Source organism: Micromonospora sp. NPDC047812, from assembly GCF_040704175.1.
Classification (GTDB): Bacteria; Actinomycetota; Actinomycetes; order Mycobacteriales; family Micromonosporaceae; genus Micromonospora.
Window position 1 is genome coordinate 101959 of the sequence record NZ_JBEYRY010000001.1, and the last position, 16136, is coordinate 118094.

At 74.1% G+C, this 16136-nt stretch carries 15 protein-coding genes and 3 tRNA genes; 14 read left to right on the forward strand and 4 right to left on the reverse strand.

Annotated features, from left to right (window positions below; all coding sequences use genetic code 11):
* The first annotated feature begins 269 nt into the window (after positions 1-269).
* Positions 270-1850 carry a citramalate synthase gene (gene cimA / locus AB0883_RS00440; protein WP_366638283.1) on the forward strand — a complete coding sequence of 527 codons (1581 nt, stop codon included), beginning with the start codon at positions 270-272 and terminating at the stop codon, positions 1848-1850.
* A 49-nt stretch (positions 1851-1899) separates the two neighbouring features.
* On the opposite strand, the gene AB0883_RS00445 is transcribed toward cimA, so the two are convergent.
* Complete coding sequence (locus tag AB0883_RS00445; protein WP_366638285.1) at positions 1900-2880, reverse strand: endonuclease/exonuclease/phosphatase family protein; 981 nt, start codon at positions 2878-2880, stop codon at positions 1900-1902.
* 395 nt (positions 2881-3275) lie between these two features.
* Here AB0883_RS00445 and AB0883_RS00450 point away from each other — a divergent pair, with 395 nt between their 5' ends.
* The 7 genes from AB0883_RS00450 (at position 3276) to arfB (ending at position 8739) form a co-directional block, all read left to right on the forward strand.
* Positions 3276-3803, forward strand: a complete 528-nt coding sequence (locus AB0883_RS00450) for a hypothetical protein (RefSeq protein WP_366638287.1) — start codon at positions 3276-3278, stop codon at positions 3801-3803.
* 159 nt (positions 3804-3962) lie between these two features.
* On the forward strand, positions 3963-5012 hold the full coding sequence (locus AB0883_RS00455; RefSeq protein WP_366638289.1) for a MoxR family ATPase: 1050 nt from the start codon (positions 3963-3965) through the stop codon (positions 5010-5012).
* A gap of 29 nt (positions 5013-5041) precedes the next feature.
* Entirely contained in the window at positions 5042-6028 is a 987-nt protein-coding gene (locus AB0883_RS00460) for a DUF58 domain-containing protein (RefSeq protein WP_366640196.1), read from the forward strand.
* Positions 6025-6984: a VWA domain-containing protein gene (locus tag AB0883_RS00465; RefSeq protein ID WP_366638290.1), complete on the forward strand. Its 960-nt coding sequence runs from the start codon at positions 6025-6027 to the stop codon at positions 6982-6984. Before AB0883_RS00460 ends, AB0883_RS00465 begins: the two co-directional genes overlap by 4 nt.
* 44 nt (positions 6985-7028) lie before the next feature.
* The gene (locus AB0883_RS00470) at positions 7029-7892 is read left to right on the forward strand and encodes a trypsin-like peptidase domain-containing protein (RefSeq protein WP_121396151.1); all 864 of its coding nucleotides are present in this window, start codon (positions 7029-7031) and stop codon (positions 7890-7892) included.
* 109 nt (positions 7893-8001) lie between these two features.
* The gene (locus AB0883_RS00475) at positions 8002-8304 is read left to right on the forward strand and encodes a hypothetical protein (protein WP_366638292.1); all 303 of its coding nucleotides are present in this window, start codon (positions 8002-8004) and stop codon (positions 8302-8304) included.
* Positions 8305-8313: 9 nt separating this feature from the next.
* Entirely contained in the window at positions 8314-8739 is a 426-nt protein-coding gene (arfB, locus tag AB0883_RS00480) for an alternative ribosome rescue aminoacyl-tRNA hydrolase ArfB (protein WP_121396149.1), read from the forward strand.
* A gap of 19 nt (positions 8740-8758) precedes the next feature.
* Here the strand turns inward: arfB and AB0883_RS00485 are convergent, their stop codons facing one another.
* A complete protein-coding gene (locus AB0883_RS00485) occupies positions 8759-9649 on the reverse strand; it encodes a 3-methyladenine DNA glycosylase (protein WP_366638294.1) in 891 nt (296 codons plus the stop codon).
* A 34-nt stretch (positions 9650-9683) separates the two neighbouring features.
* Positions 9684-10967 (reverse strand): hypothetical protein, encoded by a 1284-nt coding sequence (locus AB0883_RS00490; protein WP_366638295.1) that lies wholly within the window; start codon positions 10965-10967, stop codon positions 9684-9686.
* Positions 10968-11162: 195 nt separating this feature from the next.
* Here AB0883_RS00490 and AB0883_RS00495 point away from each other — a divergent pair, with 195 nt between their 5' ends.
* From AB0883_RS00495 to AB0883_RS00510, 4 genes are all read left to right on the forward strand, one after another.
* Positions 11163-11966 (forward strand): fumarylacetoacetate hydrolase family protein, encoded by an 804-nt coding sequence (locus AB0883_RS00495; protein ID WP_366638297.1) that lies wholly within the window; start codon positions 11163-11165, stop codon positions 11964-11966.
* 107 nt (positions 11967-12073) lie between these two features.
* Positions 12074-12145 (forward strand) — tRNA-Gln (locus AB0883_RS00500).
* A gap of 132 nt (positions 12146-12277) precedes the next feature.
* A tRNA-Glu gene (locus AB0883_RS00505) sits at positions 12278-12350 on the forward strand.
* Positions 12351-12754: 404 nt separating this feature from the next.
* Positions 12755-12827, forward strand: a tRNA-Glu gene (locus AB0883_RS00510).
* A 431-nt stretch (positions 12828-13258) separates the two neighbouring features.
* Here AB0883_RS00510 and AB0883_RS00515 read toward each other — a convergent pair.
* The gene (locus tag AB0883_RS00515) at positions 13259-13945 is read right to left on the reverse strand and encodes an IclR family transcriptional regulator (protein ID WP_013284529.1); all 687 of its coding nucleotides are present in this window, start codon (positions 13943-13945) and stop codon (positions 13259-13261) included.
* A gap of 49 nt (positions 13946-13994) precedes the next feature.
* On the opposite strand from AB0883_RS00515, the gene leuC reads away from it, so the two are divergent.
* Together leuC and leuD are read left to right on the forward strand one after the other, a co-directional pair.
* Positions 13995-15443 (forward strand): 3-isopropylmalate dehydratase large subunit, encoded by a 1449-nt coding sequence (gene leuC, locus AB0883_RS00520; RefSeq protein WP_366638299.1) that lies wholly within the window; start codon positions 13995-13997, stop codon positions 15441-15443.
* 12 nt (positions 15444-15455) lie between these two features.
* Complete coding sequence (gene leuD, locus AB0883_RS00525; RefSeq protein ID WP_366638300.1) at positions 15456-16043, forward strand: 3-isopropylmalate dehydratase small subunit; 588 nt, start codon at positions 15456-15458, stop codon at positions 16041-16043.
* Positions 16044-16136: the final 93 nt, after the last annotated feature.

Sequence of the window (16136 nt, forward strand, 5' to 3'; positions counted from 1 at the left end):
CCGCGTGGCGGCCGGGTGACTTGTGAAGTCGATCACGAGCGGCGGGTTGTGCCGGCGCGCCGGCCATCCGTGCGGTACCGGGACCCTCCGTCACCGTCCCGCCATGTGGATTACGTCTCCCAAAACCGGGTTCCGGGTGGCAGAGTGGCGATCGTGACCAGTACCGACCTGATTATTCGCAGCTAGCGCGCCGGCCTCCCCTCCGCCGAGCGCGCAGACCTCCCGCATCCGCGGGGGGTCTTTTTGTTGCTCCCCGAAAGGACTCCCTGATGACGTTCCAGGTGTACGACACCACGCTGCGCGACGGCGCCCAGCGCGAGGGGCTCAGCTACTCGGTGGTCGACAAGCTCGCGGTGGCCCGCCTGCTCGACGAGTTCGGGGTCGGCTTCATCGAGGGGGGCTGGCCCGGCGCCGTGCCGAAGGACACCGAGTTCTTCCGGCGGGCGCGCACCGAGCTCGACCTGAAGCACGCGCTGCTGGTCGCGTTCGGCGCCACCCGGCGGGCCGGGGTGGCCGTCGGCGAGGACCCGCAGGTCCGTGGCCTGCTCGACGCGCAGACGCCGGCGATCGCCCTGGTCGCCAAGGCGGACCTGCGGCACGTCGAGCGGGCGCTGCGCACCACCGCGGCCGAGAACCTGGCGATGGTCCGCGACACGGTGGCGCACCTGGTGGCCGAGGGGCGCCGCGTCTTCGTCGACGGGGAGCACTTCTTCGACGGCTACCGGTCCGACCCGGCGTACACGGCCGCCGTCGTGGAGACCGCCCTCGCGGCCGGCGCCGAGCGGGTGGTGCTCTGCGACACCAACGGCGGGATGCTGCCGTCGCAGGTGACCGCCGCCATCGCCGACCTGACCGCGCGGCTCGGGGTCGGCCCGGAGCTGCTCGGCATCCACTGCCAGAACGACACGGCCTGCGCGGTGGCCAACACCGTCGCCGCCGTGGAGGCGGGGGTGCGCCACTTCCAGGGCACCGCCAACGGCTACGGCGAGCGCCCCGGCAACGCCGACATCTTCGCCGTGGTCGCCAACCTCCAGCTCAAGCTCGGGCTGCCCGTCCTACCGGACGGCTGCCTGGGGCAGATGGTGCGGGTCGCCCACGCCATCGCCGAGATCGCCAACATCGCCCCCGACACCCACCAGGCGTACGTCGGGGCCGCGGCCTTCGCCCACAAGGCGGGGCTGCACGCGAGCGCGATCAAGGTGGATCCGCTGCTCTACAACCACGTGGACCCACAGGTGGTGGGCAACGACATGCGGATCCTCGTCACCGAGATGGCCGGCCGGGCCAGCGTCGAGCTCAAGAGCCGTGAACTCGGCCTGGACCTGGCCGGCCATCCGGAGGCGCTGTCGCGGGTCACCCGGCGGGTCAAGGAGCTGGAGGCCGGCGGCTGGTCGTTCGAGGCCGCCGACGCGTCATTCGAGCTGCTGGTCCGCTCGGAGCTGGACACCGCCCCCGCCAGGCCGTTCGCGCTGGAGTCGTACCGGGTGCTGGTCGAGCACCGGGAGGACGGCGCGGTCGTCTCCGAGGCGACCGTCAAGATCCGCGTACGGGGGGAGCGGGTCATCGCCACCGCCGAGGGCAACGGTCCGGTCAACGCCCTGGACGAGGCGCTGCGGGTCGGGCTGGCCCGGCACTACCCGGAGCTGCGCGACTTCGAGCTGGCCGACTACAAGGTGCGGATCCTGGAGGGCACCCACGGCACCGGCGCGGTGACCCGGGTGCTGCTGGAGACGGTCGACGGCAGCAACCGCGACTGGACCACGGTCGGCGTGCACCCCAACGTCGTCGAGGCGTCCTGGCACGCCCTCGTCGACGCGCTCACCTACGGCCTCGACCGCGCCCGGGTCTGAGCCGCCCCGGCCACCCACGCCACCGGCGGCTGCGGGGACGGCCCGGGCGTCACCGCGCCGGGAGGCGCAGCTCGGTCAGGACGGCGCGGTGGTCGCTGCCCCGCACGCGGTGCACGCTGACCGCCCGCACCGCGATCCGCCGGTCGACCAGCACGTGGTCGATGGTCACCGGCGGGATGGGGTCCCCGTCGTACGGGCCCCAGGTGCCGACCAGGCCCGCGCCCGCCTGGTCGGCCGCGTCGACGTAGCCGGTGTCCAGCAGGGCGCGCAGCGGGGCGTGGTCGAGGGTGGCGTTGAAGTCGCCGGCGAGGATCCGCAGCGGCCCGTCCGGGGTGGCGGGCGGCTGCGCCGCCAGGTCGGTGCGCCAGTGGCCGACCTGGTCCACCGCGTACGGGGCCGACGGGTGCGCCGACTCGACCAGAACCGCCGGCGCCCCGGGGACCGCCACCGTGCCGTAGGCCTGGTCGAAGCCCCAGCCGCCCCGGTTGTGCCGGACGCCGCCGTCGCTGATCGGGAACCGCGCGTAGAGGCCGGAGCCGACGGTGCCGATCCGCGGGTGGAGCTGCCGGTGGGGGAGCAGCCCGGGCAGGCCGAGCCGGTCCAGCTCCGCCTCGGCGTCCGGGGTGAACTCCTGCACGGCGAGCACGTCGACCCGGTTTCGCCGGACCAGGTCGACCAGCGCCCGCGCGTCGCCGGCCCCGGCGAGCAGGTTGGCGGTCAGCAGCCGCACCGTGGGCCCGGTGACGGAGGGCTGGCCGGACGGCAGCGCCCGGGGCGCCACCACGGCCACCAGGAGCGCCGTGACCAGCGCCGCGACCACCGCGGGCGCGCGGCGCCGCAGGGCGAGCGCGAGCACCAGTGGCAGCAGGCTCCCGGCGGCGGCGTACGGGGTGAAGGCGAGCAGTTGCACCAGCGGTCCCCGGTCGAGTCCGCCCAGTCGTACCGCCGCCCAGGCGACCCCGGGTGCGACGGCGGCCCAGCAGAGCGCGGTGCGTAGCCGCGCCGCCGGCCGCGCGGCCTCGATGATCACGGCTGGAGGGTAGCGTCCCCGCGCCCGTCCGGCGGTCCCGGACGTGCGCCACGCGGCGGCCCGGACGCTGTCGCGCCGCGCATTCGTGAATGGCCGAGCGCTCGCTTCTCACAATTCGGCGGCATCAGATGGAGCAATTAACGGGATGTGATCAACTATTGACGCCCGGCATTTTGCGGTGCTACCTTCCAGTGGGTTGAGACGTCGAAACTCTGAGTAGTAATAGCTGCTCAGAGCCGGTGAGAAATTGTTGAAGCGGCAACATCTAGGTGCGGCCTGAAGGTGTGGGCTCCAGGCGGTTGTCGCTATTTCCCCGGCCCGAAAAATGGAAATCAACCGTCCCGCGATCGGCGGGACCGGTCGAATCCGCACGGTCAACAAAAGGGAGACCTGTCATGACCACACTCTTCCGACGCAAGGCGGTGGCGGTGGCGTTCGCCGCGCTGGCGCTCACCCTGGCCGGGGGCGGGATCGCCGTCGCCCAGCCGGCGGCGCAGGCGCCCGCCGAGGTCGCCCAGCCGGCCGCCCGCCAGCCCGGCTCCGGCAGCCAGCCGGCGGTGACCCCCGCCGAGGCCCGCAAGGCCAAGGCCGCGCTGGCGCAGGGCCCGTCCGCGCAGGCGACGGCGCCGGGCACCGTCGCCTCCGCCGTCGTCACCAACGGCGGCACCGTGCTCCGCGGCTCGCCCGAGGTGGTCTCCGCCACCCGGTACGGCCCCGGGGAGTACCAGGTGCTGTTCAACTACAACGTCTCGCTGAAGACGTTCGTGGCCACCATCGGCACCACCGACCCGTACAACGTGCCCCCGGGCGGCGAGATCTCCGTCGCGCCGCGGCTCCAGACGCCGAACGCGGTCTTCATCCAGACCCGCAGCTCGTCCGGGAGCGTGGCCGACCGGCCGTTCCACCTGGTCGTCGCCAACTGAGCACCCACTGACGACGCCGGCCCCCATCTCGTGTGGGGGCCGGCGCCGCCGCGCCGTCCCTGCCGGACCGGGAAGCTCGTCCCGGTTCGGGCCCCTTAGGGCCGCCCCGGCGCCGATAATCCGACGTTTGTCCGACCGTCGGCACGGGAAGCAAGCACCGTGACGGACATCTCGGACACCCTGGCCAGCGTGCCCAGCCCGGCCGATCCCGATGCGACCCCGGCCGACCTGGAACAGACGCTCTTCGAGGTCAAACGCGTGATCGTCGGGCAGGATCGGCTCGTCGAGCGCCTGCTCACCGCCCTCATCGCGGACGGGCACTGCCTCCTGGAGGGCGTGCCCGGGGTGGCCAAGACGCTCGCCGCGCAGACCCTGGCCACCGTGGTGGGCGGCACCTTCTCCCGGATCCAGTTCACCCCGGACCTGGTCCCCTCCGACATCGTCGGCACCAGGATCTACCGTGCGTCGCGCGAGGACTTCGACATCGAGCTGGGCCCGATCATGGCGAACCTGGTGCTCGCCGACGAGATCAACCGGGCACCGGCGAAGGTGCAGTCCGCCCTGCTGGAGGCGATGGCCGAGCGGCAGGTCTCCATCGGCGGGCACAGCTATCCCGTGCCCGAGCCGTTCCTGGTGCTGGCCACCCAGAACCCCATCGAGTCGGAGGGGGTCTACCAGCTGCCGGAGGCGCAGCGCGACCGGTTCATGATGAAGATCGTCGTCGACTACCCGAGCGACGCCGACGAACTCGCCATCCTCTACCGGATGAGCGCCGACCGGCCCGTCGCCCGGCGGGTCCTCGACCCGCAGCGACTGCGGGACCTCCAGGCCCGCGCCGCCCACGTCTTCGTGCACCACGCGATCGCCGAGTACGTGGTGCGGCTGATCTTCGCCACCCGCGACCCCGGCCGGTTCGGCCTGCCCGAGATCGCCCCGCTGCTCGCGTACGGGGCCAGCCCCCGGGCCACCCTCGGCCTGGTGCGCGCCGCGCGGGCCCAGGCGTTGCTGCGCGGTCGCGGGTACGTGCTGCCCGAGGACGTCCGCGAACTCGCCGTCGACGTGCTCGCCCACCGGCTGGTGCTCTCCTTCGACGCGGTCGCCGACGGGGTGGCCGCCGAAGCGGTGGTCCGGCGGCTGGTGGAGGCCGTGCCGCCGCCCCGCGTCGCCACCGCCCACCCGGAACACGCGGCCGACCTGGCGGCGGCATGAGGTGGCGCGGGGCCACCGCGCCGGCCCCCGTGCCGGCCGACCCGGGACTGGCCGACCTCACCGCGGACGGTCGCCTGCGCCGGCTGGAGCTGACCGTCACGCGCCGCCTCGACGGGCTGCTGCACGGCCGGTACCGCGGCCTGCTGCCCGGGCCCGGCAGCGAGACCGCCGGCAGCCGGGAGTACCGGCCCGGTGAGGACGAGGTACGCCGGATGGACTGGGCGGTGACCGCCCGCACCACGGTCCCGCACGTACGCGAGGTCGACGCCGACCGGGAGCTGACCACCTGGCTGCTGGTCGACGCGAGCCCCAGCATGGAGTACGGCACCGCCGAGCTGGACAAGCGGGAGCTGGCCGTGGCGGCCGTCGCGGCGGTCGGCTTCCTCACCGGCGGCGTCGGCAACCGCCTCGGCGCGCAGGTGCTCGGCCCGGACGGGCTGCGCCGCTTCCCGCCCCGCAGCGGGCGTACCCACCTGTTCGGGCTGCTCCGGGCCCTGCTGGCCGCCCCGCGCGTCGGCGGCCACGACGGGGACGAACCGGCGCCCACGGGCCCCGACCTGGCCGACGGGCTGGCCGCCGTGCACCGGGTGGCGCTGCGCCGCGGCCTCGTCGTGGTGGTCTCGGACCTCCTCGACGGGCTGCCCGACGACCCACGGCAGGCGCCGTCCTGGGAGGCGCCCCTGCGCCGCCTCGCCGCGCGGCACCAGGTGCTCGCCGTGGAGGTCACCGACCCCCGGGAGCTGGAGCTGCCCGACGTCGGCCTGGTCACCCTCGTCGACCCGGAGACCGGGCGGCGGCGCGAGGTCTGGACCGGCGACCGCGCGCTGCGCGAGCGCTACGCCGCCGCCGCGACCGCCCAGCGCGAGCAGGTACGCCAGGCGCTGCGCCGCAGCGGGGTCGCGCACCTGCCGCTGCGCACCGACCGGGACTGGGGCGCCGACATCGTGCGGCACGTGCACGCCCAGCGGCGCCTCGCCGCCGCCCCGGCGCGGGCGGCCCGGGGAGGTGCGGCGTGATCTGGCAGTCGCCCGTCCGGCTCTGGCTCCTGCTCGGGGTGCTCGCCCTGGCCGTCGGCTACCTGCTGATGCAGCGCCGACGCACCCGGTACGCCGTCCGCTTCACCAACCTGCGGCTGCTCGACCGGGTCGCGCCGCACCGCCCGGCCTGGCGCCGGCACGTGCCGGCCGGGCTCTTCCTGGCCATGCTGGCGCTGCTGGTGGTGGGCTTCGCCCGGCCCACGGCGGAGGTCCGGGTGCCCCGCGAGCGGGCCACGGTGATGGTCGCCGTCGACGTCTCCACCTCGATGCTCGCCGGCGACGTGGAACCGGACCGGCTCAGCGCCGCCAAGGAGTCCGCCCGGCGCTTCGTCGACGGCCTGCCGGACGAGTTCAACGTCGGGCTGGTCGCCTTCGCCGGCAGCGCGGCGGTGCTGGTGCCGCCGAGCACCGACCGGGAGGCGCTGCACGAGGGCATCGAGCGGCTGGTCGAGGGGGCCACCGGCGTGCAGGGCACCGCCATCGGCGAGGCCATCAGCACCTCGCTCGGCGCGGTGAAGGGCTTCGACAGCCAGGCGGCGGAGGATCCGCCGCCGGCCCGGATCATCCTGCTCTCCGACGGGGCGAACACCTCCGGCATCGACCCGATGGAGGCGGCGTCCGAGGCGGTCGAGATGAAGGTGCCGGTGCACACCATCTCCTTCGGTACCCCGGGCGGCACCGTGGACCGGGGCGGCCGGCCGATCCAGGTGCCCGTCGACGGGCAGACCCTGCGCGCGGTCGCCGAGGAGACCGGGGGCGGGTTCCACGAGGCCAGCACGAGCGACGAGCTGCGCGCCGTCTACGAGGACATCGGCACCTCGGTCGGCTACCGCACCGAACGGCAGGACGTCTCGGCCCGCTTCATCGGGCTCGGGCTGATGTTCGCCATGGGCGCCGCGGCCGGCTCGATGCGCTGGTTCGCCCGGCTGCCCTGAACCTGTCCGGCCACCGTCGAGAAGGACACGTGAGGAGCGTACGCATGGCAGTGCAGACCGGGCTCGGCGAACCGCGCGGCCCCTGGTTCATCTCCCCCGAGCTGGATCCGGACGGGCGGGCCCGGTGGGACGGGCCCGGACCGGACGGTGGCCCGGGCCGGTGGCACCCGCGCGGGCGGGTGCTGGCGGCGCTGGCGGTGGTGGCCCTGTCGACCGCCTCCGGCGCGGTGGCCGGCGGCATCGTGGCCGGCCGCGACGACGCTCCGGGCCCGGCGGCGGCCTCGGCGGCCCCGGTCCCGGCGGAGCTGGTGACCGCCGCCGGCAAGACCGTGCCGGGGGTCGTCTCGGTGCTGGTGGGCGGGGCCGGCGGCGCCTCGGCCACCGGCTCCGGCTTCGCCGTCGACGACCAGCAGCACATCATCACCAACGACCACATCCTGGCCAAGGGGCGCGGCGGCTCGGTGACGGTGGAACTGCCCGACGGGCGGCGGTTCGCCGCCGAGGTGGTCGGGCGGGAGCCGCGCAGCGACCTCGCCGTGCTCCGGGTGCCGCCGTCGGCCGGCCTGGCGGCGTTGCCGCTGGCCAAGCCGGGATCCACCCGGGTGGGGGAGCCGGTGCTGGCGGTCGGCTCGCCGCTCGGGCTGCCCGGCACCGTCACCGCCGGCATCGTCAGCGCCCTGGACCGGCAGGTACGCCTCGGCGACAACCGGCACACCGCCGTGCAGACCGACGCCTCGATCAACCCGGGCAACTCGGGCGGCCCGCTGGTGAACGCGCGCGGCGAGGTGGTCGGGGTGAACACGGCCATCGCCACGATCGACGGCAACGGTTCGATCGGCATCGGCTTCGCCATCCCCATCGAACAGGTGCAGCAGACCGCCGACACGATCATCGGAAAGGGCGGCTGAGCTGCGATCTTGCCCCGTCGGAATGCTCGGGAATGTGAAAACTGTCGGATACCCGGCGCGAAATGATCGGCCAATGGAAATATCACGCTGAGTATGGATACTGGCGTGGGTGGAGCGTCCTGAAATCGTGGTCCTCCTGCTGGTGGGCCTGCTGATCGGTACCGGTGTGGGGTCGGCGTACGCCCGGGCACGACGCGGGTGGGCCGACTACCAGACCGTCAGGAAGACCGTGCCCGGCGCCCGGCGCGCCGCGTGGCTGCTGATCAAGGTGGCCACCACGAAGATCGGGGTGATCGCCCTGCTGCTGGTGGGGGCGGTCGCGTACGCCGCCGCCGACTCCGACGGCAGCCCCGCCCCGCCCGCGCAGACCCCGAGCCCGGCCGCGACCCCGAGCGTCCGGCCGGGGCGCTAGCCTCGGGGGGTGGACGACGGACTGCGGGTGAACGACCGGTGGACCGTGCCCGCCGCCGAGCTGCGGGAACGCTTCTCCCGGTCGTCCGGGCCCGGTGGGCAGGGCGTCAACACCACCGACTCGCGGGTCGAGCTGAGCTACGACCTGGCCGCCTCGCCCGGCGTACCCGAGCCGCTGCGGGCGCGGGCGCTGGAGCGGCTCGCCGGCCGGCTGGTCGACGGCGTGCTCACCGTCACCGCCAGCGAGCACCGGGCGCAACTGGCCAACCGGGAGGCCGCCCGGGAACGGCTGGCCGCGCTGCTGCGCGAGGCCGCCGCCCCGCCGCCCCCGCCCCGCCGCCCCACCCGCCCGTCGCGCGGCGCGAAGGAACGCCGCCTGGCCGAGAAGAAGCGCCGGTCACAGCGCAAGCGCGACCGCCGCGTCGACGGCGACTGACCCGGGGCGGGGCGGCCGCTCACCCGTCGACGGTCGACAGCAGCCGGTCGCACTCGGCGACCAGGCGCGCCCGCAGAGGTGCGGCCCGCTGGGCGAACGACCGCTGCGCCCGCACGTACTCGTGCCGGCCCTCGGCGGTCTCCACCCGCACGGGTGCGTAGCCGAGGGCGCCCAGGTCGTACGGCGAGGCGCGCATGTCCAGCGTGCGGATCTCCCGCGCCAGCTCGAACGCGTCCGCGACCAGCTCGCTCGGCACCAGCGGGGACAGCTTGTAGGCCCACTTGTAGAGGTCCATGTTGGCGTGCAGACAGCCCGGCTGCTCGTGCGCGTGCTGCGTCTCGCGCGTCGGGGTGAGCAGGTTCAACGGCCGGGCCGGCGCGGTGAAGAACCGGTACGCGTCGAAGTGGCTGCACCGCACGCCGCGCTCCTCCACCAGGGCGGCGGTCCGCTCCGGGCTGAGCCGCAGCGGCCAGGCGTTGTGGCGTACCTCCTCCTGGGTCTGCCGGTAGACCATGGCCCACTCGTGCATCCCGAAGCAGCCGAGGTGCGCGGGCCGGTCGGCGGTCGCCGCGAGCAGCGCCCGGATCCACCCGATCGACTCGGCGCGCCGCGCGCGTACCGCCTCGGTGTCGAGGGTGACCCCGGCGGCGGTGGCGCGGTAGTCCCGGCCGAACGCGGCCGGGTCCGCGTCGCCCAGCACCACCCCGGCGCCGGGGTGCCAGCGGCGCAGCTGGGCCGGGCGGTGCGAATAGTAGGTGAAGAGGAAGTCCTCCACCGGGTGCTTCCCGCCCCGTCGGCGGCGCGCCAGGTGCGGGGTGAGCCAGGCGTCGACCCGCTCCTCGTGCGCCCGGCGCCGGGCCTGCCAGCGCGCCGCGTCGAGCACGGCGGTCGGGGCGAGGGCGGTGGTCACGGACCCCAGGGTACGACCGCCGCCCGGCGCCCCGTCAGGGCACGTCCACCCGGACCCCGGCGGAGAACACCCCGCTGCGCAGCTCCAACTGCTCCGGCGGCGCCTGCCCGTCGACGGTGAAGACCAGCGGCAGCACCGTCCGGCTGCCGGCCGCCATCGGCTGGGCGAAGACGTCCCGGCCCTGGTTGGCCGTCCGCGTCGCCTGCTCGTCGGTGCTGACGAAGTTGCCGTCGGGCAGGTACGCCCGTTGCAGCCGGCCGTGCCAGCTCTGCTGCTCCGGGGTGAGGTTGCGCACCCCGACCGTGGCCTCGCACTGCCGGGCCGCCGCGCCGGGCTCGCACGCGACGCGGTACACGGTGAACTCGAACGCCGACTCGCGCAGCGGCTCGCCGACGGCCCCGTTGACCCCCTGACCCACCCACGCGCCGCTGGTCGGCTGGCTGCCGGTGTCGACGGCGGCGACCTGCCGGGTGGCCGTCCAGGCCGCCGTCCCCACCGTGCCGGCGAGGACGGCGGCGGCCACGGGGACGATCAACCAGACGGACGGCTTGCGGCGGACCTGTTCCGGTCGCGGCGCGGCCGGGCGCGGGTAGACGGTCCCCGGCCCCTCGCCGGCGAGGGCCGCGGCGACCGGCCGGCGGCGCCGGCGCCAGGTCCAGGCCCCGCCCACCGCGAGCACCGCCACCGTGGCGAGCCCGGCCAGCAGCACCGGCGTCCGGCGCCACGGCGGCGCCTCGGAACGCTCGGACGCGGCGGCCGGCACGCCCGCGCTCCAGGTCGCGGTCGCGCAGTCGTACGGCCGGCTGCCGTCACGGGCGAAGGCGCAGGCCGGCGCGGTCATCGGCCGGGCCGGGGCGGCGGTGCTGAGCGCCGTGCCCAGGGTGGTGGTGCTGCGGGCGGGCAGCTTCAACTGCCAGGTCACCTCGGTGGCCGACTGCCCGGCGCCCCGGGTGGCCCGGCCCCCGTCGGTGATGGCGGTCGCCGAGGCCCCGGGCGGCAGCTCCTGCCGGACCGTGGTGTCGACCGGCGTACCGCCGCTGTTGCGGACCTGGATCCGGTAGCGCGGCGCCGGCGAGCGCTCCGGCAGCACCGCGACCGTGACCGGCGGCTTCGCCACCGGCGGGGCGGCCCGGGTCGGGCTGGGCACCGCAGGCGGCGCCGACGGCATCGCCGGCTCCGGGGTCGGCGCGAGCACCGGTGGTGGCGGCGCGGCCGCCGCGGGTGGGGCCGCCGTGGGCAGTGCCGGCACGGCGGCGAGAATGCCGAGGCAGTGTACGAACACTGCGAGGGCCCTGTGGTGTCGTGTCGATGCAGGCATACGAACGAACCTCCGGAGCCGACGCTAGGGGCGCGACGACGCCGGGCGGGTACGAAGTCGCGAACTCCGCCCCCGCGAGCGGGCGGTGGCGTAGGGTGCGCCCTCACAGGTCTGCGGGTGCCGCCGCCGGCCGTGCCGGTGCGCCTCCCCTGCGGCCTCGGCCGGGGCGCGGGTCGCCGGGGCTAGATTGGCCTGGTGCGTATCGCTCGTTTTGCTCATGCCAAGGGAATGTCGTTCGGGGTCGTCGAGGGCGAGTCGGAGGCGGGCCCGCAGGGCCTGACCGTCGCCGAGATCGAGGGCCACCCGTTCGGGCAGATCACCTTCAGCGGTGCCCGTTGGGCGCTGTCCGACGTCCGCCTGCTCTCGCCGATCCTGCCCAGCAAGGTCGTCTGCGTCGGCCGCAACTACGCCGAGCACGCCGCCGAGCACGGCACCGAGGTGCCGAAGGAGCCGCTGCTCTTCCTCAAACCGTCCACCTCCGTGATCGGGCCCCGGGACGCGATCCGGCTGCCGATCTTCTCCAAGCAGGTCGAGCACGAGGCCGAGCTGGCCGTGGTGATCGGCGCGCCGGGCGCCCGCCGGGCCGACCGCGCCGCCGCGGAGCGGGCCATCTTCGGCTACACCTGCGCCAACGACGTCACCGCCCGGGACCTCCAGCGGTCCGACGGCCAGTGGACCCGCGCCAAGGGCTTCGACTCGTTCTGCCCGATCGGGCCGTGGATTACCACCGGGCTCGACGTCCGCGACCTGGAGATCCGCTGTGAGGTGGGTCGCAATCCCGAGGAGATGGAGGTCCGCCAGCTCGGCCGGACCCGCGACATGGTCTTCGACGTGCCGGCCCTGGTGTCGTACGTCTCGCACGTGATGACGCTGCTCCCCGGCGACGTGGTGCTCACCGGCACGCCGGCCGGGGTTAGCCCGCTCCTGGACGGGGATACGGTCACCGTGCGGATCGAGGGGATCGGAGACCTGACCAACCCGGTGGTACCCGTCGCCTGATCCGCGTCGAGGCCCCGTTTCCGCAGTTCAGGGGCGGTTTGGGGGACTCGATTTGGCCTGCTGGCACCGGGAGGGTAAAGTTTGATCCCGGCACCGCAAGGGGCCAATGGGGTATGGGGTAATTGGCAGCCCGACTGATTCTGGTTCAGTTAGTCTAGGTTCGAGTCCTGGTACCCCAGCGCAGCCGAGGTTCGGAAGAGCTTCGGGCGCTGGATCTCGTAGGAGACGACTCCGGTTCCCGGCAGGGGATCGGGGTTCTCTCTGATAGAGTCCAGCGGCACCGCTCGCGGAGCGGTGCCGCAAGTAGTTCTGGCCCCGTCGTCTAGCGGCCCAGGACGCCGCCCTCTCAAGGCGGTAGCGCCGGTTCGAATCCGGTCGGGGCTACATCTCGAACGGCCCGTTCCACTCCGGTGGGGCGGGCCGTTTCGCATGTCCCGCATCGCGCCGTCGGCCCAGCGGGCACCCGACTGGCACGCGGCCACGGTCGCGCCGCCCTGCCGTCCGCTGGCCGCTCAGTGGTAGCGACCACTGGGTGGTTCTGCGGTGCTGGCCGGGTGGTTCCGTGGTGCCGTCACTGGGTGGCCCTGCGGTGCTGGCCGCTGGCGGCTCCTGATGCCGCCACCGGATGGCTCGCTCGACTGGTTGGCCGCTGGCGGGCGAGACCTGGTTGCCGCTGGCCGGCTGCGACCCGACTGCCGGCGTCGGTCGCCCCGATTTCCGTCCCCGGAGGGGACGCCGCTAGACTACAGCCGCACCGCTCGGAAGGGCGGTGGAAGCAGTGAAGTCTTGGCCCCGTCGTCTAGCGGCCCAGGACGCCGCCCTCTCAAGGCGGTAGCGCCGGTTCGAATCCGGTCGGGGCTACATCTCGAACGGCCCGTCCCACCCCGGTGGGACGGGCCGTTTCGCATCCCGCCCTCCCCCCACCCCACCTTCGAGCGGTGATCATGAGGTTGGCGGCGAAGATGATCTCTAACCCTGCCGCCAACCTCATGATCACCGACGCGAGTCGTCCGGGCCGGGCTGACGGGGGCGGGCCGGGTGTCCGGGCCGAGGCCGGCTGTCCGGGCTGCCCAGGCCGGCGGTCGCCCCTGGCGCCGTGGCGCTTTGAATCGGGCGATCAAGAAGTTTGCGTCCAGATTCGGCACCGGACCAGACGCAAACTTCTTGATCATTCGACAGTTCCGCGCCGGCCTGGACAGCCAGGTGCCGGTGCATCCGGGCGGGTCGCCGGGGCCCGGCAGGAACGGGTCGGGCCGGGGCCGGGTCGGGCCGGGATGGCGTAGGCAGTGGGGTCAGAGGCCGGAGAGGCGTTGGCCGGCTCGGACCACGGCCATCGCGTGGCGTTCGCCGGGGCGGCGTCCGAGGCGCTCGATGGGGCCGGAGATGCTGATCGCGGCGATGACCCGACCGGTGCGGTCGCGGATCGGCGCCGAGACGCTCGCCACACCGGCCTCGCGCTCGGCGACGCTCTGCGCCCAGCCCCGGCGGCGTACCTCGGCCAGGGTGCGGCCGGTGAACTTCGATCGGGGCAGCAGCGGCATCACCGCCTCCGGCGGCTCCCAGGCGAGCAGGATCTGCGCCGCGGAGCCCGCCGTCATCGGCAGCACCGAGCCGACCGGCACGGTGTCCCGCAGGCCGCTGGCCCGCTCGGCGGCGGCCACGCAGATGCGCTCGTCGGCGCGGCGCAGGTAGAGCTGGGCGCTTTCGCCCGTCGCGTCCCGTAGCGCCGCCAGCAGCGGCTCCGCCGCCGTCAGGAGCACGTCCGGCGCGGCGTTGGCGAGCTCGCCCAGGCGCGGGCCGGGACGCCAGCGCCCCTGGGTGTCCCGGACCAGCATCCGGTGGATCTCCAGCGCCTGCGCCAGCCGGTGCGCGGTGGCCCGGGGCAGCTTGGTGCGTTCAACGAGTTCGGCCAGGCTGGCGCCGTCGACGCAGGCGGCCAGGATGACCACCGCCTTGTCGAGAACGCCGACACCGCTCATACTGTGTCCCACAAGCCGAAACTTACCTCCCAGAATTTAGGATGTCCAGATGGTGGGAGTCACTACTACCGAGCCGAGGACCCTGGCCGAGAAGGTCTGGGACGCGCACGTCGTGCGGTCCGCCGAGGGCGAGCCCGATCTGCTCTTCATCGACCTGCACCTGCTGCACGAGGTGACGAGCCCGCAGGCCTTCGACGGGCTGCGCCTCGCCGGGCGCCGGGTGCGCCGCACCGACCTCACGCTCGCGACGGAGGACCACAACACCCCGACGGGGTACGCCGACCCGTCGTTCCAGCAGCGGCGCGGCGACCTGCTCACCATCGCCGACCCCACCTCGCGTACGCAGATCGAGACGCTGCGCCGCAACTGCGCCGAGTTCGGTGTGCGGCTGCACCCGCTGGGCGACGAGAACCAGGGCATCGTGCACGTCATCGGCCCGCAGCTCGGCGTCACCCAGCCCGGCATGACCATCGTCTGCGGGGATTCGCACACCGCCACCCACGGCGCGTTCGGCGCGCTCGCGTTCGGCATCGGCACGAGTGAGGTCGAACACGTGCTGGCCACCCAGACGCTGCCGCAGAGCCGGCCGAAGACGATGGCGGTGAACGTGACGGGGCGGCTCGCCCCCGGGGTCACCGCCAAGGACCTGGTGCTCGCGCTGATCGCCCAGGTGGGTACGGGCGGCGGCCGTGGGCACATCGTCGAGTACCGCGGCGAGGCGATCCGGTCGCTGTCCATGGAGGGGCGGATGACGATCGCCAACATGTCCATCGAGTGGGGCGCCAAGGCCGGCATGATCGCGCCGGACGAGACCACCTTCGCGTACCTGAAGGGGCGGCCGAACGCCCCCAAGGGCGCCGACTGGGACGCGGCGGTCGCCTGGTGGCGGACCCTGCCCACGGACGAGGGCGCGACCTTCGACGCCGACGTGACCCTGGACGCCGGCGCGGTCACCCCGTTCGTGACCTGGGGCACCAACCCGGGCCAGGGCGCGCCGCTGGGCGCGGTGGTGCCCACGCCCGAGGAGTTCGTCACCGAGGCCGAGCGGACCGCCGCCCGGCGCGCGCTGGAGTACATGGACCTGCGTCCCGGCACCCCGCTGCGGGACCTCGCGGTCGACGTGGTCTTCGTCGGCTCCTGCACCAACGGCCGGCTGGAGGACCTCCGGGCCGCCGCCGACGTGCTGCGCGGGCACCGGGTCGCCGAGGGGGTGCGGATGCTGGTCGTGCCGGGTTCCGCCGCCGTCCGCGAGGCGGCCGAGGCGGAAGGGCTGGACAAGGTCTTCAGCGACGCCGGCGCCGAGTGGCGCTTCGCCGGCTGCTCCATGTGTCTGGGGATGAACCCGGACACGCTCTCGCCGGGCCAGCGCTCCGCCTCCACCTCCAACCGCAACTTCGAGGGCCGCCAGGGCCGGGGCGGACGCACCCACCTGGTCTCCCCGCCGGTCGCCGCCGCCACCGCCGTGGCGGGCCGGCTGGCCGCTCCCGCCGACCTGTAGAAGGGCACCCAGATGGAGAGGTTCACCACCCACACGGGCACCGCCGTGCCGCTGCGGCGCTCCAATGTGGACACCGATCAGATCATCCCCGCCGTGTACCTCAAGCGGGTGACCCGGACCGGTTTCGCGGACGGCTTGTTCAGCGCCTGGCGTGAGGACCCGGAATTCGTGCTCAACGATCCCGTCCATTCCGGTGCGTCGATTCTTGTGACCGGTCCGGAGTTCGGCACCGGCTCCTCCCGCGAGCACGCCGTCTGGGCGCTGCGCGACTGGGGCTTCCGTGCCGTGATCGCACCCCGCTTCGGCGACATCTTCCGGGGCAACGCCCTCAAGGAGGGTCTGCTCCCGGTCGAGCTGGAATTGAAGGCGATCGAGCAGATCTGGGACGTGGTGGAGGTCGACCCGACCACCCCGGTCACCGTGGACCTGACCGCCCGCGAGGTGCGGGTCGGCGAGGCCACCTGGTCGTTCCCGATGGACGACTTCAGCCGTTGGCGGCTGCTGGAGGGCTTGGACGACATTGGACTCACCCTCCGCCACGAGTCGGAGATCAGCGCCTTCGAGGCCACCCGGCCGCCGTTCCTGCCCTCGGTCGCATAGCCGTACGCCCGATCCCACAGCGGTTTCCGTCCCCGCCGGCCTCACCGGTGGGGGCGAATCCGTTGCGACACAAGGGCTTTTTTCGACCGAATG